This window comes from Brevibacillus gelatini, from assembly GCF_003710935.1.
Lineage (GTDB): Bacteria > Bacillota > Bacilli > Brevibacillales > Brevibacillaceae > Brevibacillus > Brevibacillus gelatini.
This window is the reverse complement of record NZ_RHHS01000027.1, coordinates 156,218-174,496: the sequence shown is the minus strand read 5'-3', so window position 1 is coordinate 174,496 and position 18,279 is coordinate 156,218. Positions and strand designations below refer to the sequence as shown.

Below are 18,279 nucleotides of genomic sequence, written 5' to 3'. Positions count from 1 at the left end.
ATTATTACTGTATGTTGGATTTGCAGGACTGATTATTTTAAGCTTTATCGTATTGATCGGTTTTTTCAATTATTTTCTTACTTCTTAGCATCATTTATCCAATGGGTGATTGTTTACCCTCTACTCACTTTGCCCGGAAAAGTCCTGCCCCATTAAAATCACTCCTGCCGTTAGGCATAAAGCCGGTTACACCATACGTTTTGGTGAAAACCGACTTTATCCGTTATATGACTATTGACTCTGTGCCTGCTGCTTTTGGCTTTTCGCAATCAACAGCGACAGCAGGAAGCAGCAGGCGGCAATCACAAGGGCGCCTGTGAAGACGACGTGAACACCGGAGGCAAGCACGTCGCGGATTGCTGCCAGCTCTCCGGCAGGGATGGAGCCTGTCTCAAAGGAAGCTCCCAGGTTCGCATGCCCCTCTGCTACCGTCACCAGGTTGAACAGCATGCCGAAAACGGCCGCGCCAAACGTTTGGCTGAAAGTACCCGTGAACGTGTTGAGCGCAACGGCTGTGCCGCGTTTGTCCACGGCGACCGACGACTGGATTTTGACCATGACAATCGGGCTAATCAGTCCCATGCCAAGGCCAATCAAGCCCACCGCCACATAAATCAAATAGCCCGCCGAGTGCGAGGACAGGATCGTCAACAGTGTGGCGGCAATCGTCAAAACGGCGGTCCCGCCCGTAATCAACTGCTCGGCGCGCAGCTTGCCCAGCAAATTGCCGGAGAGCACCGAGCCAATCGTCCAGCAGACTGGCATCGGCGTCAGGACGAAGCCGGCCATTGTCGCGCTTTCGCCCAGCACGCCCTGGCTCCAGATCGGCAAGTAGACGACCATGCAGATAACGATGCCGTTGGTGAGGAAGGTGAGCATGTTAATCATCGTGACGTTGCGGTTCGTCAACAGCGAGAGCGGAATCAGCGGTTCCGGCGATTTTCTTTCCACCGAAACGAACACCAGGTAGGTCGCTGCCGCGAAGACAATCAGGGAAATCGTCACCGGACTCGTCCAGGACTGATGCTGGCTGCCCGTCAACAGCGCGTACAAAAGCGCAATCGTGCCCACGGTGAAGATCAGCGCCCCAGGGTAGTCGATATGGCGCTTTGCTTTAGCCAGCAGCTTCTCGCGGTAAAACCAGACCAGCATGAAAAAGGACACGAGTCCAAACGGCAAATTCAGAAAAAAGATATAACGCCAGGAAAGCGTATCGACCAAAAAGCCACCGATCAGCGGCCCTGCGACGCCCGACAGCCCCCAGACCGCGCTGATCCAGCCCTGAGCCTTCGCTCTCGCCGTCTGTTCCGTGTACAAGTCGCCGATAATCGTCATCGTAATCGGCATGACGGCGCCAGCACCCAAGCCCTGGATCGCCCGGAAGACAATCAGTTGGCTCATCGTCATCGCCACACCGCATAGTGTGGAGCCGAGCAAAAAGAGGCCGATCCCGATCAACAGCACTTTTTTGCGTCCAAACAAGTCAGCGAGTTTTCCGTAAATAGGTGCAGACACGGCTGTCGCCAGCATGTAGATGGCGTACACCCAGCTCACCAGCTCGAATCCCGACAAATCACTGGTAATGCGCGGCACGGCTGTACTCACAATCGTCCCTTCCATGGCGGCCAGGAAGGTCGAGAGCATCAGCGCGGCCATAATCTTTCCTCTCATTTCGATCTCCTCTCTCTATGTATACACGCGCTCGATTCGCCCAAAAGCGTTGTCATAGTATACCACAAAACGTTGCTTACCTACGAAACAAAAAATGCGCGAATACACTTTGCGCAGGACAGCGTGCAAATGTACATGTGTACCGACAGGCAACAGGAAAAGGAGGCGATGCCTCGCTGGCTACCAGGGTACAGACGCATCTCTTTTTTTTCACATTTTCCCTATCGTGTAGTAGAATTGGAAAATGGATACAAAAACAAGGAGTGAAGCTCGTGCAGGAACTCCCTACCTCGATGAAAGTCCTGGAGTGGGCATTTGCTATCTTTCTAATCTTGTCGCTGATTGGCTTTACGGCATTTTTTCCCATTCTGGCGCTGATATGCATGCTCGTTTACATCGCAGCCAAAACCTTTTTAACCTGGAACCAAAATCGGAAAAAAGCCTACGCGCTGCTCGGATTCACCGTCATCGTCGCGATCTTGTTTGTCCATTCGATTTGGCAACTTGTCACTTCCTGACCAAACTTTCTTCTGTGTCTTAAGAAAAGTACGAGAAAAGCAAAAAGGAAGTTGGATCAAACATGCGAAAGATATGGGAACTATGTTTCGTAATCGGCTTGGGCTTTTTCACAGGATTATTTTTTGGGGGAGGCAGCAATATTCTGCTAGCCGGCATATTTTGGGCTTTGATGTTTATCTTGCTAAAACTGCCTGACAAAGAATGAAGCACGCCTCATCATCGCCGCCGCGAGTGAGTCGTGCCTCTTTTCGGTTCTGTTTGTTCTGGTTGGGCGACTTTCCCACAAGGCCGCGACTATTATTTCGCATCGCGTCTGTGCTCTGCCCTTACCCCAACAGCGTCATCTCTCTATGCTGAATGTCCAGCACTTCCACCTTCACCGCGCCGCCCAGATTGCGCGACACGGAATCAGCCAGTTCGTTCAGCGCCCGATGAAACACGTCGGTTCTTGTTTCATCCACCAATTCGATACAGAGAAAGGCATTTTTCGTCTTTTCCGTGAGCATCGTCCGCTGGGCTTCGCGCCAGTTCCAGCATCTGCAGACGGCTCCGGCCTCATCTTTGTACACGACCTCCCCTGCATACGGCGGGGCATTTTCGTCGCTGCCCAACGGGACGAACGGCTCGCTGCCATTTGCCAGCGTCAGCCGAAGATCGCCTGCAAACGTGTCAATATCTTCTCCCCCGCATGGAAGCCCATAGCGCAGCGAAATGGAATTGTAAATGTCAACAAGCGGGTTGATCGTTCCGATGGAATGGCCGTTTTTCACTCTTTTCAATAAAGCTTCAATGGAACAGCGAGCCCCTTTTTTCGTCTTGAATTTCTGAAAAGCTTCACGCCAGACGCGGATGACCGGATGGCTGCTGAACTCCTCCTGGTCGAGAAATGTACGGGCTTCTTTCTCTGCCTCCCGCAGCAGCTGCTCGTAAAAGGCAACGTCTCTTACGGCATTGTCGATTCCCTCGCAAATCACGGTGCCGATTTTGGCATGCGGGAATAACGTCCAAAAATCATCTTCCACAATAAATTTCGGCATAATCGCTCTCTCCGTTTCCATGTACTGATCGTTTCCAGCAAAAATCACGCTTTTTCTTTTCGTGTCCAAAAAATACTACGTTTTCTCGGGGCTGGCAAAGGCGGAAAATACGCCGAGTGCAATATAGACATAGCCCGTCACCCGGTTCTGCAGCTTCGCACTCCCTTTCATCCGCTTGCTGATGCCCGCCGCAAGCATGGCGTACAGGCTGTCGCTAACAAAGGCAAGCGCAAGAAAAATCGCGCCCAACAGCAAAAACTGTCCGCTGACCGATCCGGCAGAAGGCGAGATGAACTGCGGAAAAAATGCCAAAAAGAACAGGGCTGTCTTCGGATTCATGACTTCGATGAGCGCAGATTCGCATAAAATCTTGAACCATTTTTTCTGCGGGGCTTGCGCGATTTCCGAAGTCTTGCTGTCTGATGCGGAAAACAAAGTCTTGCACCCAAGGTAGATCAGATAAGCTGCACCCAAATATTTCACGATTGTAAAGGCTGTCGCGGATGTCAGCAAAATCGCAGAAATGCCAACCGCGCCTGCCAGTACGTGAATAGCGCCGCCAAGCGATACGCCAATCACGGATACCAGCCCCGCCTTCTTCCCTTGATTGATGCTTCTGCCCATAATGTAAAGCACGGCTGGGCCGGGTATTATCAGCAGGGCGGCGACCGTCATGACAAACAGCCAGATTGTTGAAAATTCCATCTACGGCAACTCCTTTTTGCATACATCGGTTTAGCGCGGGCCGCAAGCGGTCATCATGCGGCAGATGCTTAAAACAGCTCTTTTCGCTTTTCGCGCAACCAATTGGCGACCTGGATGTCTCCTTGTTCCTCGGATTTTTCAAGCTCGGTCACAATGGATTGGAAGTCGGCGTTGTCGCGATTTTGGCTCATTTTCGCCGCCGCTTCAAGCGAGGTGATTTCCACCTCAAACCCGACGATTCCTTTCATTTCCCGCGCCAACATCTCTGGGTCAAACGTCTCCCATAGCCGGCCGTTCTCCCGGTGCGCTTCATAACGTTCGAGCATGGAAGCCAAAGCCGTTTTCAGCTCATCCCCAGTGAGAATACGCGCCGTACCGTACGCGTGTACAGCGAGATAGTCCCAGGTGGGAACCGATTCGCTCTTGTACCAGCTCGATGAAATGTAAGCGTGTGACCCTTGAAAAACAAGCAGCACGTCGCGATTGCCCGCCAGCGTTTTCTTTTGCATGTTTCCATAGGCGATATGCCCGGTCGCAAAAATTTTCCCGTCCTCCTCGCGAATTTCCAGCGGAATGTGCGTTGCCAACGGGCGTTGTCCATCGACAGTAACCAACAAGGCAAACGGGTTTGCCTTCATCATTTGCACGGCCTCCGCACGCTCCATGCGGTATAGCTTCGGAATGTACATCGTTATCATCCTTTCTCCGGGGTGTCCGTCACTGAAAACAATAGGATACAAACTGACATGAGAAAAGATACAATAATAAGCAAATACACATGTCAGAGGGGTTGCACATGAAAAACACGATTTTCACTTTCAAAGACAACTCTCCGAAATACAAACAAATCTACGAGAAATTCAAATCGTTCATCGAGCAGGGCGACCTAAAAGCCGATGAGCAGTTGCCTTCCATCCGCCAGCTTGCCGACTCCTTGCACGTAAGCCGCAATACGACATTGATGGCCTACGAACAGCTTGTGGCGGAAGGTTATATTCGCGGCGAGGGGCGGAAAGGTTATTTTGTCAATGAAGTAGAGCCTGTCTTGTTTCAAGCGGTTCCCCCTTCCACGTATCGCGGGCAATCCGTGCAAGTCCCGCCTGTTCGCATTGATTTTCGCTCAGACGTTGTCGATCAGGCTCACTTTCCTTTAAAACCGTGGCGGAGGATCGCCAATCAAGTATTGACGGCGAAGGAAAGCTTTCGCTACGGAGAGCCGTTTGGCGAACGCTGCCTGCGCGAGCAAATCGCCGCCTACATCCTCCAGTCTCGCGGGGTGAGAACAGATCCGGACGCGATCATTGTCGGGAGCAGCACCCAGCAAATGCTGGTGTATCTCGGTCACGTCCTGAAACGCGACTTTTCCGGCATAATCGTGGAGGACCCTGGCTACGACGGCGCCAGGGAAGCATTCCAATTAAACGGCTTTACGCTTGAAACGTTGCCCGTTTACGAGACAGGCGCTGATTTTTCGCACCTGGAACAGTTGCAATCCCGCCTGATTTACGTCGCGCCGTCCCATCACAGTCCGTACGGGGTAAGCATGCCCATTCAACAGCGGCATGCCCTGATCCATTGGGCAAACACCGTTCAAGGCTATATTATCGAAGACGATTACGACAGCGAGTTTCGCTATACGCAGCAGCCATTTCCCGCGCTCGCCTCGATTGATTCCGCGCGGGTGATTTACCTTGGAAATTTCTCCAAGTGCTTTCTCCCCGGCATCCGGATCAGCTACATGGTGCTGCCGCAGCCGCTTCTTGACAGCTACAAACGCCGCTTCGCCCATTTCGAGAGCACCACGTCGCTCCTGAGCCAACTGGCCATGGCAAAATTCATGGAAGAAGGGGAATGGAATCGGCATATCAAACGGATGCGGCTTGTTTACAAACGAAAAATGCAACATCTTGTGTCGGAATTAAGGCAGCATTTTAAGCAGCAGATCACAATTATTGGCGAGCAGTCTGGGCTGTACGTGCTAGTCAAGGTACACGTGGAGCGTTCAGAAGAGTGGCTGATTCAGCAAGCGCTCCAGCAGGGGGTAAAAGTTTATCCGACTTCGCTCTTTTTCGTGAAAAACAAGCCCGACAAACCGATTGTGAAACTTGGTTTCAACAATTTGACCTGGGAGGAAGTGCGCCAGGGTGTGGGGCTGTTGCAAAAGGCTTGGTTGTAACTGACCTCTGCCTTTGCCAAGCAATTGTTTTTGCGTTCAATTTGCTTACGCTCAGTGATAAGACCGTTTTTATCTAGGGCAATTAATTCGCTATCAGGATATGTGGAATCAGTAAAAATAACATATAAAAATGGTGGGTTGACTTTCTCTTGTTGATTGCAAGCAGAAACTAGAAGTAAAAGGCAAGGTATTAAAATTTTATAGATGAGTTTGTTCATAAAATTTCGACCTCCACTAAAAAACTCAGGAACTCCCGACAATATGTGAAGGGAGTTCCCACAGCTTTATCCTTTTGAGTAGAATTCTACAGTGTCTGAGTCATTAATCAAATCATTGGGGGTAACCGGGAAATTTAACTCGTCAGTGCCATTTCCTATTTTAAATCCTTGGTTATACCATGCGCGCCATACAAGCTGAGAGCAATAAAATTGGTTTTCTTTTCTCTTGTCGAAAAAGGCCCAGTTATTTGGCATTTTTTTCACTCCACCATCTGGCCAGGCTTCTATGGTATAGCTTTCATCATAAACGATGGCAGCGTGGCCTACATATAAGTGGTCAACCTTATTTACCGCAGGACTTACTAAGATGTCGCCATAGGTTCCCACCGATCCGGAAGTCGATAGCATAGCTTTTTTTTGGTCACTATTCTTGTTGATACCTTTCGACTTTTCAATTTTCTCGACTTTTCTTGCGTCAAACTTCTTAATCTTGTTCCAATTTGCTAGTGTGAATGCATCGTTTTTCTTGATTTTTTCAATATAATCCAGTTGTTCTTTGGTGTATGAGATCTTGGGATGTTTATCCTCTTTTGCAAAGGAAAGAGCTGGTGCTAACAAAATAGCTGCAGCAATTGGGAGTATTATTAGTTTTTGAAGTTTCACAATAATCCCTCAAATGTATAATATAAATACTAACCATTCGAATGAAGTTGATCTCCAAATGGTTGAAAATAGTGTTTTCTCTTTGTTAAGGCTACCTCTAAAGGAGGAATAACTAAATGCAAAGGTTCCCGGATTTTATAAAATTCATCTTGCTGCTACTCTTTTTTATTATCTTCTCAACCCTCTTCCCCTATTTGAAAGGACCTGCTCCCACACCAGTTGAGAGCGGGGCCAGTGAATCTAGTTATTCATTCACAATTTTTTAATCGCTGAATTGAGAAGTACTTTCAACACAAAGCAAAAGAGGCATCGCCCCTCTTCGCCCAAGCGAGAGAGCCGTGCCTCTTCGTGTGTTGCCTGTCGTTATTCCGTTACTTCTACCGACCAGCCAAACTTGTCTTCCCGCTCTCCGTACTGGATTCCGGTCATCGTGTCGTACACTCTGCTTGTCAACGGGCCTGTTTTCCCGCCGTTGATAATCATTTGATGGCCGTTCCAGTTCAGATCGCCAATGGGAGAGATGACGGCCGCCGTTCCAGTGCCGAACGCTTCTTCCAGTTGTCCGTTCTTGTGCGCCTCATACAAGTCTTCCACGGAAATGCGCTTTTCTACAACCGGGATGCCCCAGTCCTGGAGCAACTGGATGGTCGAAGCGCGGGTGATTCCCTCCAAAATGCTGCCGTTCAAAGCCGGAGTCCACACTTCCTCCCCTACTTTGAAAAACACGTTCATGCTGCCGACTTCTTCAATGTATTTGTTTTCAACGCCATCCAGCCAAAGCACTTGCTCGTAGCCTTTTTCCTTGGCTTCTTCCTGTGCTTTCAAGGCGCCTGCGTAGTTCCCCGCTACTTTGGCATTGCCTGTTCCGCCTCGGACCGCGCGGACGTATTTGTTTTCCACGTAAATTTTGACTGGCTCCATGCCATTTGCATAGTAAGCGCCAACGGGAGACAGGGCGATAATCAGCTTGTACGTTTTCGAGGGACGCACGCCGAAACATGGCTCTGTCGCGATCACAAAAGGACGAATATAGAGCGACATGCCGTTTTCTGCCGGAATCCACTCTTTTTCAAGCGCCACCAGCTGCTTCAACGCAGCGACCATGAACTCCTCATCAACCTGCGGCATGCTCATCCGCTCCAGAGAGCGATTCATCCGTTTGAAGTTTTGATCCGGACGGAACAAAAGCACCTTGCCTTGCTTGTTGCGGTACGCCTTCAATCCTTCAAAAATCGCTTGTCCATAGTGGAATACCATCGCGGCCGGATCGAGCGACAAGGGAGCATACGGAACGATTTGCGGATCATGCCATCCTTTGCCTTCCGTGTAATCCATGATGAACATGTGATCGGTAAAATGTACGCCGAACCCCAGCTTATCGAGTGCTGGCTTCTCTTTTTGGTGTGTTGTTCGGGTAATCGTTAACTGACACTCCATCCTCTACATCTCCCTTGGTTTATGAAATTCTACTTTTTTGAAACGGAACTTATATATTAAAAATAACAACTATTTCGAACAATTGCCAGCGTAACTTTCCTTTTCCGGGAAGCGGCTGCGGGATGGGGGCCAAAACGATTGCTCCATCCTGACGACGACATACCGGGCGGCACGTGTCTTTCTCCATCTTGCACATTCTCTTTCTTCTCTGCTTCCGCTTCATGCTGCAAAGATGATATGATAGGTAATATCCTTAATTTTACAAAAAGATCGTTTCCTCCCACGTCCTGTTCGGCTTCTGCAATATCTGAGGGAAGAAGTCAGCAGGTATGCTCCTGACAGTTTACAGGTGAGCAGTTGGTGAAAGTGATCTACGCTTGAAAAAAGACAGTTTTTGGCAAAAAACGGCTTCCAAGCCCGGGACACACTTGTCGTTTCAGCCGTGATCCGCGCCGGAAGCACATGATGAAACCGAGCGGAGTGAATTTGTCATGAATGAGTTCATGATCGTTGCGATTCCACTATTGTTGGGGATTGTTGGTTTTGTTTGCCTGCTCCTTGGTTTGTTCGGGTTCCACCCCAAACAGGTTCGCCGCAACCTCACCATTTCCGGCATCTGTTTTTTCCTGTTGTTTGCGTATCTTATCATCGGCTATATTTACATGGCTCCGGCTGTTGCCCTGCTCTTGTTCTGAAGTGGCAAGACGCTTTTCCATCACGTCATAAGGAGTTGTTACGCGAATGAGCACTCTGCAAGAAAAAACGCCGCACAAAAAAATCGCCATTGTAACAGGAGCCAGCCGCCGAAGAGGCATCGGCGCTGCAATTTGCAGAAAATTGGCTTCGCAAGGGATTGATCTGTTTTTCACCTACTGGACAGCTTACGACAAAACGATGGAGTGGGGAGTGGAAGACGATGAGCCGCTCCAATTGCGCGAGGAGCTATCGCGCCTTGGGGTGAGGTGTGCCAGCATGGAGATTGACCTGTCCCAGCCTGATTCCTGGCTGCACGTCCTGGACGAAGCAACCGCACAGCTTGGTGCGCCCTGTATTCTCGTCAACAACGCCTGTCATTCGACTACGGATGGCTACCAGTCGCTGGATGCAGCCAGTCTGGATGCCCACTACGCCCTCAATGTCCGGGCACCGATCATGCTTAGCACCGAATTTGCCCGCAGATTCCCGCCAGGAGCCCACGGCCGGATTATTCACATGACTTCGGGACAGTCCATAGGCCCTATGCCGGGCGAAATCGCTTATGCGGCAACAAAAGGGGCCCTGGATGCGTTTACGGTCACTTTTGCTGCGGAAGTCGCCCCTCTCGGGATTACCGTCAATGCTGTCAATCCGGGGCCGACTGATTCCGGGTGGATGTCGCCAGAGCTTGCGTCCCACATCCTGGCCCGCAGCCCGATGGGCCGACTCGGTCAACCGGAGGATGCCGCCCGCCTGGTTGCGTTTTTGGCGAGTGAGGAAGCGGGATGGATCACAGGGCAAATCATTCATTCGGAAGGCGGATTTTTGCGTTGAAACTGCTTCCCCGCTCCTCATCGCAGCGAAAGCGGCATGGCATAAACCGTCCGCCCTTTTCGGCCAGTCGTCGTCACTGCCTGGGAGAGAGAGTTGTAGATCGCTTCTTCGGTCGCCTCTGCGGCGGCCGCAAACAGTTCGTTCATCACCGGATGATCCTCGCGAAGCTGAATGCGCGTCTCCGTAACCGACTCCGTCCGGTGCGGAATCTTCTGCGCGGTGGAAAAGGCGATCACGATGTCGCCGCTGCCGTGCCCAAAGTGGCTCCCGGTACGGCCGAGGCCGATTCCCGCGCGCTTGGCGACGCGCAGCAGCTGGCGATCAGAAAGCGGCGCGTCTGTGGCGAGCACGATCATAATCGAGCCGTCCTCTTCCTTCTCGATTGCCTCTGCGGCCACAGGCTCACGAGTGGCACAGGCAAACAGCCTGTCGCCCAAAAAGTCGTCCTTGCTGCCGAAGTTGGACAGCACCAGTGCGCCAAGCGTGTACGTTTGCCCGGCTGCGGACACGACGCGAGAGGATGAACCGATTCCGCCCTTGTAGCCGAATGCGACCATGCCTGTTCCCGCTCCGACCGCGCCTTCTTCCACGGCATGCTCCGTTGCGTTTTCAATCGCGGCCACCGCATCTTCCGGCCGCACGACGCAGCGGCGAATCGAATTGAGGTGGCCGTCGTTGCACTCCCCGACCACGATGTTGACCGTCCCGGTCGTATCGCCAATCTCCTCGTTCGCCGCCAGCATGTATTGCAACGTGCCCTGTGTGACGGCCGGAACGGAGAACGTATTCGTCAGCATGATCGGCGACTCCAGCACGCCCAGCTCGTTTACCTGGACAAGTCCTGTCGACTTGCCAAAGCCATTGATGACGTAGCTGGCTGCCGTCACCTTTTCGCGGAACAGGCTGCCGCCGTGCGGCAAAATCGCAGTCACCCCTGTACACGCATACTCCCCGTCTTCCAGCTCATGCTGAATCGTCACATGGCCCACACGCACTCCAGGCACATCGGTCAGATCATTTTTCACGCCTGTGGGCAGCTTGCCGACCACTACCCCCAACTCGCGGATTTTCCCTTTTCCGGTACGCTTCATGACAGCTTCCTCCCTTCCCGTTCGGCTCGCCTACACCGGATGATTGCGCAAAAAGTTTTCGTAGGCAAAACCGCGCACTTCTTCTTCCTTGTAGCGTTTGAGCAGTTCGTTTATCAGATTTTGGCTCATCCCGGCATGCTCAAGCCCGACGACTTTTGTCGTGATGCCGTCAAAATCGGAGCCAAGCCCGATGTGGCGCACGCCGCCGAGCGAGCAAAAATGATCGATATGCCGGAGCAGATCGTCAATCGTCGTCGGTGTCGTATCGTTAATGAACATCGTGCAATAAACAACGTGGACATTCGCCCCTTTGGCGAACAACGCCTTCGCCTGCTCGTCCGTCAGGTTGCGGGGATTGTCGCAAACAGCGCGTGCGTTGGAATGGCTGGCAATAGGGTACTTCGCCAGCTCCAGCGTCTCCCAGAAGCTGCGCTCGCCCAGATGGGAGACATCCGTCAACATTTTCCGTTCATTGAGGAACTGGATAATCTCTTTGCCAAACGCGGTCAGCCCGCCGTTTCTTTCTTCCAGTGCCCCGTCTGCTGCCAGGTTTGCAAAATTCCAGGTCAGGCCGACGGAGCGTACGCCGAGCTGGTAGAGGATGTGCAGCTTTTTCAAATCGTTGCCGATTGGCTCTACCCCTTCGAGTGTCAAAAGCGCCCCGATCTCGCCGTCCTGCAGCCTGTCCAGGTCGCTCCAGTCGCGAATCTGCTTCATTTCCGGATGCTTGTCGAGCACTTCGGCATAAAAGTAATGAATTTGCTCCAAGGCGCATTGAAACCGACTGTCCGACGGCAGATCGGTCGGTGTGTAAATGGCGTAGCTTTGCACCTTCACTCCGCCCTCGTGCAGCCGCTTCCGGTTCACGTCCAGCTTTTCCGAATCGGTAAAGGAGAGATTCCCCTTTTGCTCCCATATTTTCCAAAGCGCATCACAATGCAAATCAATTATCGGTATTCCCGCCATTTGCTTCCTCCATCCTCGCTATCGTTTTCTGTTGGCGAACTCCACCTGATTCCTTCATTTTACGGGAATGTATTTTTAAAAGCGATCCCCTGGAAAAATCCTCGCTTTGACAACTAAAAATATCCGCTGGAGGGAAATCCTAATCCGTATGGCTGTCATCCTGTCATGGCAAGGAGGTTTTTTATGACGCAGCACAAACTGGTGCATTTCACCGACCAGGACCTGGACGGCGAATCGTGTGCGATCCTGAGCCGGATCGCCTATGGCGACCGGGAAGTCTTCCCCCGCGGCGTATCGCCCTATACCGTCAACCGGGAAATCCAGACGTTTCTTGCCGAAGAGTTTTCGCCAGAGATGTCCGTGGTGATTACAGATGTGGGCGTCAATGAAGAAGTGGCGTCCCTGATTCAGAAAAAAGTCGAGCAAGGGCATTCGTTTGTCCTGATCGACCATCACCCGACGTCGCTGCCCCTGTCCGAGCAGTACGACTGGGCAAAGGTCAGCGTCGAAGCAGCGGGACAGAAAACTTCGGCTACCAGCCTTTATTACGATTACTTGCAAAAGAAAGGCCTTTTGACGCCCACAGACGTCATAACCGACTACGTGGAGCTGGTGCGGGCGTTTGATACGTGGGACTGGGAAGCGACCGGAAATGTGCAGGCGAACCAGTTGAACCTGTTGTTTTATTTGGCGGAGCGCGGCACTTTTGCCGACCAGGTGATCGGGCGGCTGCGCAGCGAGGACCTGGAGCAGTTCGCATTCGAGGATTGGGAGGCGCTCCTGATTTACACAGAGGAACGAAGAATCGCGGAGTTTGAGCAGAAAAAGGCAAAGCAGATGAAGCGGTTGAGCGTCGAAATTGATCTGGATGAGTCGAAAACGTACAACGTCGGTGTCGTCTTTTTGGAGCAGTACCAATCGACGACGGGAAACTTTTTGTGCAAAAGCGATGAGACACTCGATTTTGTGGCGATGCTCGATCCCGGAAAAGGCAGAATCAGCTTTCGCACGATCCGCGACGACGTGGATCTGTCCGTAATCGCGGCCCACTACGGAGGTGGCGGGCATCCCAAGGCGGCGGGCTGCTCGTTTACAGGGGTGACGGTGAAAACGTTTGTGTACCCTGCCCTGCGTGTGCATTGAAAAAGCACGCAGCAGCAAGCTGTCAGATGATTTTTTTCCGGCAAAAAAACAAACCGTTGACATGCAACCTTTTGGTTTCGTATACTGCAAAAAGCGAAACGATTTGGTTTCGTTTCCGAGCGTCAAAAGAACTTATCTTCTCTGATAACGGAGGCGTATTCATGTCCAACACGATTCCTGATATTGTTCAGACACAAATTTTTCACGCTCCGCTGCAAAAGGTTTGGGAAGCAGTCGCGACAGCAGACGGGATTGCCGCCTGGTTCATGCCCAACGATTTTCAGCCTGTAGCGGGACATGCCTTTACCATTCATTCCCCATACGGCGATTCGCCGTGCGTCGTGCAGGAGATTGATCCGCCCAACCGACTTGTGTTCAAGTGGGGAAAAGACTGGGTTATCACCTTCGCTTTAAAGGATTTGGGCGACAAGACTGAATTTACCCTGATTCATTCCGGCTGGTCGCCAGATACGGTAACCGAGTTCGGCGAAAGTCATGCAGTCGTGCGTGACAGAATGAACCAGGGCTGGGATTCGTCTGTCTTGCCTAAACTGAAAGCGTATGTGGAAGCGTAAATGAGCAGCTCTACGGCCAAGCACGACGTTTTTCAAGCCATCGCCGATCCGACGCGCCGCAAACTGCTGCAATTGCTGAGCGAGCAGGAAATGCCCGTGACGGCGATCAGTCGGCACTTTCCGATCAGCCGCACAGCCGTTTCCAAGCATTTGCGCATTTTGTCCGAGGCCGGACTGGTCAAGGAACAGCGGGTAGGACGCGAGACGAGGTATCGGATGCAGCCCGAGCCGCTGGAGGAGCTGAGAAGCTGGCTGGCCTACTACGAGCGCTTCTGGGACAACAAGCTGAACGCCTTGAAGCGGTTGGTGGAGAACGAGCATCAGGCGGAGAGTCAACCTGCCGGGCCGCGACTGGTTGAACGAGAAGCAGGACAAAGCAGTAAAAAAGGATAGGGAGCGCAGCATTCGTGCCGCGCTTTCCTATCCTTTTTGTTTGCTGAAACAATCGCAACCGTTCAGAAGTCGTCATGATACAATTGTTGCTGCTGTTCCTCCGCGATGCTCTGCAAGTCGTAGGCGTTGATGCGAAAAAACAGGTAGTCCCCTTGAGCCGCTTTTGTCGCGGCAAGCTTGTTCAAATACTTTGGGGAGCCTTCGTTTTCTTCATCGTAAACCAGCAAAAGCCCGTCTGAATGAGCCAGCAAAAACTTGTCTTTCTCCTGAAGCTGCCAAACACCCTGGTAAGGTGTTTGATAGACGCTGTTCAAATAGTCTGCTTGCATGACAATATGCCGGTAGTAATCCTGTGTTTCTTCTTTCCACTTTTCCTCTTGGTTCAAAAACGGAGTAATCACCGCAAGCTTTAGCCGGGGATACTCCTTTTTTAATTCGAGAACCGTTTCGGCTGCCCACATTTCTACGCCGAGTTGCCCCGAAATGATGACCCATTCCAGACCTTCCGCAAGAAATCTTGTAAGCTGCCGCTTCAGTGCTGTCTTGATAATGGCTCGTCCCGGATGTTTTTCATGGAATATGCCCAGCTCGTGAGCCTTGTATCCGGAAACCAATAAACGCTTTACCATCCTTTTTATGCCGCAACCCGCTTCAGGCCGCGTCGGCTCTCCATGCGCGACAGGAACAGGCTGAGCAGGAGAACGATTGCCCCGAACAAATACGGTGCGTTCACATGCACGCCGTACAGCGTTCCCGCTACCGCCGGGCCGAAAATATTGCCCAGGCTCATGTAGGCGTTGTTCATCCCTGCCACAAACCCTTGCTCATCCCCGGCCCGCTTGGAGATCAGCGTATTGATCGCCGGGCGCATGATCGATGTCAGCGTGAAAAACAGCACGGTCAAGACGAGCATATACCAGAAGTTTCCTGACAACAGCATCAGCACCATCGTCACGGCCGAGCTGAAAAACGTCCAGTTGATAAGCTTCTTTTCCCCGAAGCGGGTAATCAGCTTGCCGATCAGCATCGCCTGCACAATCGTTCCGGCCAGCGCGCCCACGGTGATGATGATGGAAATGTCGCGCGGCGTGTAGCCGAACTTCGCGTCGACGAAGAGCGGAAAGATCACTTCAAAGTTCGCCAGTCCAAAGGTCATCGTAAAAATCAGCACCAGCATGATGAAATACGACGAGTGAAACGATTTGCCGAGTTGCAGGAAAATGTTTTCTTTCTTTTCCTCCGCCTCACGGGCTGCCAGCTGCTTTTCTTTTGGCAACGACTCAGACAGAAACAGCAAGGAGCCGATTGCCGCCACAGCACCGACCGCCGCCGAAATATAAAACGGCATCCGCAGCCCAAGCTCGGCGAGAAAACCGCCGATGCCCGGCCCGATCACAAATCCGAGCGACATCGCGGCACCGAGCAGTCCCAGCCCTTTTCCCCGCTTTTCCTCGGTCGTAATGTCCGCCACATAGGCGAGCATGGAAGGAATCATCGAAGCTGCCCCGATTCCCCCAATCAGGCGGGAGAGGTAGAGCACCCACGTCTGCTCCGCCAGCGCAAAAACCAGATTGGAGATCGTAAACAGCGCCAGCCCGGATACGATCATGATTTTGCGGCCGTATTTATCCGACCATTCTCCCGCGATGGGCGAGAACAAAAACTGCGTCAAACCAAAGGCCGCCACCAGGTAGCCTGCTGTTTTTCCACCCGCGCCGAATTCCTTCAAAAACTCGGGCAAGATCGGAATAATCAAGCCAATTCCCAGCATGGCAATAAACATGTTTATCATGAGAAAGAGAATCGGTCGCCCGTTCCTCTCTGTGTTACTCGTATTCATTTATCCAGTCCTATCCTTATTGTATTTTTTTCAGGCTGTAAGCTTCGCCTTCACGCTTTCGATCACCGTGCGCCAGATCGCAGGATCAGTCGTAATCTTCTCCTTGAAGGTGCGGTACAACTGCTTTTGCTTTTCTTCAAAATCAGGCGCATCTGCTGCAGGGAGCGTTGCGCGAGCCGCCGTAATCATCTCCTGCACCTCCGGCGAACGCGGTCCCCAGACACAGGCTTCATTTCCGTCCTGGTCGAGGAAAATGAAAATCGGGATCGCCCGCGCCGTGCCGTTGGTGAGATATTGGTCCATCAGCTCCAGATTTTCGTCGCGGATGAGAAAGCGCAGCTCGATGCTGCTTTCCTCGGCGATACGCTGGATGACCGGAACGCACAAGGCAGCATCCCCGCACCAGTCGGCAGTCAGCACGACGCCTTTCCAGTTGCGTCCGGACAGCTCCTTCCAGAACGCCAGATCGTCTTCGGTAAACGTGAGCTGCTCGTAGACACGGCCCAGTTCCTCCTGATTGACGCTCATGCTCGCACGATACTCGGCAAAGCTCATTCCTTTTTCAAACCACGTGCTTTGATTCACGGTAGACATTATTGATACTCCTCCTCTATTTGAAAAAAATTACTGCTCCCAGATGGCCGAAGTTCCCAGACGGTTTTGCGCGGAAAAGCTTCTCGGCTTGCGGCTTTTGCTTTCTGACGCCATTTGTTGTTTTTCCTGGAGCTTTGCAGTAAGCTCCTTGAACCACGCTTCGTCTTTTGTCACCAGCGCCAGGTCAATCAGGTCATGCAGTTGCTCCACGTCGTCAAAGGTGCCTGTCGACATGCGTTCCAGCCATGGCAGCGGAATGGCCACAAGCTTGCCGATCGTCTCTTCATTGTCGGATTTGACGACAAAAATACGAGCAATGCCCCGCCATGTATCGACGGTTTCCGCGAAGCCTTGCACCAACTCGCCGTGCCTGGTCTTGCCCATTACCCAATCACTGATTTCCAGCTTGGCATTCCGATTCATACGAACGCACCACCTTCAATTGTAGTTAAAAAAGTTACAGTTTCCAGTTAAAAATGTTGCCTGTCTACTGGCTATCCTGTACCCGGCACTTCCCTTGACGAATTTTATCCAGAACCGTCTGAATCGTATGCTGCTCCAAATACTTCGTATAATACTGCTCCGCTTCCGTAAAAATCTGATCCATGACGTCGTGCATATTGGCGGACACGAGGCATGCTTCCTTCGGGTCACCGGGGCACCAGTGCGGCTTCAGCGTCCCTGTCGACATCGAACGGTAAATTGCGGCCAAAGTCACCTCGCCGGGGTTGCACGCCAGCATATAGCCGCCCCCTACGCCTTCTTTTGTCTTCACGAATCCGTTTTTACGCAGAATCCCCATGATTTTGCGAATTCTCGCGGGATGGGTGCATACATTTTGTGCAATAAGCTCACTGCTTGCCATATGTCCCGGTAAATGAGCCAACAAAGCCAAGCTGTGAACAGCTATGGTAAACTCACTATTCACGTCTGAGAAGGCTCCTTTCGCAAGAGTACTGTAATCTTAATTCTTACAGTTCGGAATGTCAATAACAGTTGGAGGTGTAACTGTTTTTGAAAGTGTATCGCTGCTGTTTTCGCTGGCGCTGCCTTTGCTGGGATGCCGAGTGCCAACAAGCACAAGAAAAAGAGGCGGAAAAATCGCCTCCTGTCCTCCCGGGCACCCGAACGCAGCTTGCTTGTTTTTCGTGCCAGCTTTGCGGGATTTTCTTTTGTTTAAAGCGGCTTTACCAGCAAAATCTCGTCGCGAATCGGAACCCCGTTGTCCGCGACGAGCGGGATCTCCGGCTTGAGCGCCCGCGCTTTTTCCACGGCATTCACATACAGCTCGGACAACTGATAGCCCCGGCGCTGGTAAAAGCCCAACGCGTGCAGGTTGTCGTTGGTCGTCACCAACTTCATGCGCAGGCAGCCGAGTTCCCGCGCTGTCTGCTCCGCTTTTGCCAGCAGGCTGGAGCCAATCCCTTTGTTCTCCACCAGGCTGTCCAAAGAAATAATTTCGCACTCCTTTTCTTCGATCACATAGCTGACGTACCCGCAAATCGCGCCGTCTTCGCCAAGGACAGCATACCCGTCCAGCTCGTCACAGCGAAAGACGCCGCTTGATATAACCATTTGCGGGCTGCCCCAGTTTTCGGTAAAAAAATCGGTAATCACACTTTTCGGCAGTTCGCTTGCTGCTACGACGTTCATCGTTGTCACCTCGTACCCAGTCATGAGTGGGAAGAAAAACCTGCTGTCGGCGCAGTCAGTAGTTTTGC

21 protein-coding genes are annotated in these 18,279 nt (G+C 51.9%); 7 read left to right on the top strand and 14 right to left on the bottom strand.

The window, feature by feature from the left end:
* Positions 1-231: 231 nt before the first annotated feature.
* On the bottom strand, positions 232-1,671 hold the full coding sequence (locus tag EDM57_RS11500) for an MDR family MFS transporter (RefSeq protein WP_122904903.1): 1,440 nt from the start codon (positions 1,669-1,671) through the stop codon (positions 232-234).
* Positions 1,672-1,943: 272 nt separating this feature from the next.
* On the opposite strand from EDM57_RS11500, the gene EDM57_RS11495 reads away from it, so the two are divergent.
* Positions 1,944-2,189 carry a hypothetical protein gene (locus EDM57_RS11495; RefSeq protein WP_122904902.1) on the top strand — a complete coding sequence of 82 codons (246 nt, stop codon included), beginning with the start codon at positions 1,944-1,946 and terminating at the stop codon, positions 2,187-2,189.
* A gap of 327 nt (positions 2,190-2,516) precedes the next feature.
* Here EDM57_RS11495 and EDM57_RS11490 read toward each other — a convergent pair whose 3' ends face one another.
* From EDM57_RS11490 to EDM57_RS11480, 3 genes are all read right to left on the bottom strand, one after another.
* Positions 2,517-3,227, bottom strand: a complete 711-nt coding sequence (locus EDM57_RS11490; protein ID WP_122904988.1) for a B3/B4 domain-containing protein — start codon at positions 3,225-3,227, stop codon at positions 2,517-2,519.
* Between the two features lie 75 nt (positions 3,228-3,302).
* Complete coding sequence (locus EDM57_RS11485) at positions 3,303-3,932, bottom strand: LysE family translocator (protein ID WP_122904901.1); 630 nt, start codon at positions 3,930-3,932, stop codon at positions 3,303-3,305.
* Positions 3,933-4,000: 68 nt separating this feature from the next.
* Entirely contained in the window at positions 4,001-4,621 is a 621-nt protein-coding gene (locus tag EDM57_RS11480; protein WP_122904900.1) for an FMN-binding negative transcriptional regulator, read from the bottom strand.
* Positions 4,622-4,728: 107 nt separating this feature from the next.
* On the opposite strand from EDM57_RS11480, the gene pdxR reads away from it, so the two are divergent.
* Positions 4,729-6,108, top strand: a complete 1,380-nt coding sequence (gene pdxR, locus EDM57_RS11475; protein ID WP_122904899.1) for a MocR-like pyridoxine biosynthesis transcription factor PdxR — start codon at positions 4,729-4,731, stop codon at positions 6,106-6,108.
* 284 nt (positions 6,109-6,392) lie between these two features.
* Here the strand turns inward: pdxR and EDM57_RS11470 are convergent, their stop codons facing one another.
* Together EDM57_RS11470 and EDM57_RS11465 are read right to left on the bottom strand one after the other, a co-directional pair.
* Entirely contained in the window at positions 6,393-6,989 is a 597-nt protein-coding gene (locus tag EDM57_RS11470; protein ID WP_122904898.1) for a hypothetical protein, read from the bottom strand.
* 363 nt (positions 6,990-7,352) lie between these two features.
* Positions 7,353-8,426 carry a branched-chain amino acid aminotransferase gene (locus tag EDM57_RS11465; RefSeq protein ID WP_122904897.1) on the bottom strand — a complete coding sequence of 358 codons (1,074 nt, stop codon included), beginning with the start codon at positions 8,424-8,426 and terminating at the stop codon, positions 7,353-7,355.
* A 491-nt stretch (positions 8,427-8,917) separates the two neighbouring features.
* On the opposite strand from EDM57_RS11465, the gene EDM57_RS11460 reads away from it, so the two are divergent.
* Entirely contained in the window at positions 8,918-9,121 is a 204-nt protein-coding gene (locus EDM57_RS11460) for a hypothetical protein (RefSeq protein ID WP_122904896.1), read from the top strand.
* Between the two features lie 46 nt (positions 9,122-9,167).
* Positions 9,168-9,956: an SDR family oxidoreductase gene (locus tag EDM57_RS11455; protein ID WP_122904895.1), complete on the top strand. Its 789-nt coding sequence runs from the start codon at positions 9,168-9,170 to the stop codon at positions 9,954-9,956.
* A 17-nt stretch (positions 9,957-9,973) separates the two neighbouring features.
* Here EDM57_RS11455 and EDM57_RS11450 read toward each other — a convergent pair whose 3' ends face one another.
* Together EDM57_RS11450 and EDM57_RS11445 are read right to left on the bottom strand one after the other, a co-directional pair.
* Positions 9,974-11,047, bottom strand: coding sequence for a DmpA family aminopeptidase (locus EDM57_RS11450; protein WP_122904894.1), 1,074 nt, complete (start codon positions 11,045-11,047; stop codon positions 9,974-9,976).
* A gap of 30 nt (positions 11,048-11,077) precedes the next feature.
* Positions 11,078-12,013, bottom strand: a complete 936-nt coding sequence (locus EDM57_RS11445; RefSeq protein ID WP_122904893.1) for a dipeptidase — start codon at positions 12,011-12,013, stop codon at positions 11,078-11,080.
* Positions 12,014-12,196: 183 nt separating this feature from the next.
* Between EDM57_RS11445 and EDM57_RS11440 the strand changes: the two genes are divergently transcribed.
* From EDM57_RS11440 to EDM57_RS11430, 3 genes are all read left to right on the top strand, one after another.
* Entirely contained in the window at positions 12,197-13,156 is a 960-nt protein-coding gene (locus tag EDM57_RS11440; protein WP_122904892.1) for a DHH family phosphoesterase, read from the top strand.
* A 161-nt stretch (positions 13,157-13,317) separates the two neighbouring features.
* The gene (locus EDM57_RS11435; protein WP_122904891.1) at positions 13,318-13,731 is read left to right on the top strand and encodes an SRPBCC family protein; all 414 of its coding nucleotides are present in this window, start codon (positions 13,318-13,320) and stop codon (positions 13,729-13,731) included.
* Positions 13,732-14,124, top strand: coding sequence for an ArsR/SmtB family transcription factor (locus EDM57_RS11430; RefSeq protein ID WP_122904890.1), 393 nt, complete (start codon positions 13,732-13,734; stop codon positions 14,122-14,124). It begins immediately after the preceding gene.
* 62 nt (positions 14,125-14,186) lie between these two features.
* On the opposite strand, the gene EDM57_RS11425 is transcribed toward EDM57_RS11430, so the two are convergent.
* The 6 genes from EDM57_RS11425 to EDM57_RS11400 all read right to left on the bottom strand — a co-directional run bounded on the left by EDM57_RS11425 (position 14,187) and on the right by EDM57_RS11400 (position 18,211).
* Positions 14,187-14,753 carry an SLOG family protein gene (locus EDM57_RS11425; protein ID WP_122904889.1) on the bottom strand — a complete coding sequence of 189 codons (567 nt, stop codon included), beginning with the start codon at positions 14,751-14,753 and terminating at the stop codon, positions 14,187-14,189.
* A gap of 5 nt (positions 14,754-14,758) precedes the next feature.
* Positions 14,759-15,964 carry an MFS transporter gene (locus EDM57_RS11420; RefSeq protein ID WP_122904888.1) on the bottom strand — a complete coding sequence of 402 codons (1,206 nt, stop codon included), beginning with the start codon at positions 15,962-15,964 and terminating at the stop codon, positions 14,759-14,761.
* Positions 15,965-15,994: 30 nt separating this feature from the next.
* Positions 15,995-16,558 carry a thioredoxin family protein gene (locus tag EDM57_RS11415; protein ID WP_122904887.1) on the bottom strand — a complete coding sequence of 188 codons (564 nt, stop codon included), beginning with the start codon at positions 16,556-16,558 and terminating at the stop codon, positions 15,995-15,997.
* A gap of 30 nt (positions 16,559-16,588) precedes the next feature.
* Positions 16,589-16,981 carry an IDEAL domain-containing protein gene (locus tag EDM57_RS11410; protein WP_122904886.1) on the bottom strand — a complete coding sequence of 131 codons (393 nt, stop codon included), beginning with the start codon at positions 16,979-16,981 and terminating at the stop codon, positions 16,589-16,591.
* Between the two features lie 64 nt (positions 16,982-17,045).
* On the bottom strand, positions 17,046-17,486 hold the full coding sequence (locus EDM57_RS11405) for an RrF2 family transcriptional regulator (protein ID WP_122904885.1): 441 nt from the start codon (positions 17,484-17,486) through the stop codon (positions 17,046-17,048).
* A 248-nt stretch (positions 17,487-17,734) separates the two neighbouring features.
* Positions 17,735-18,211 carry a GNAT family N-acetyltransferase gene (locus EDM57_RS11400; RefSeq protein WP_122904884.1) on the bottom strand — a complete coding sequence of 159 codons (477 nt, stop codon included), beginning with the start codon at positions 18,209-18,211 and terminating at the stop codon, positions 17,735-17,737.
* Between the last annotated feature and the right edge of the window lie 68 nt (positions 18,212-18,279).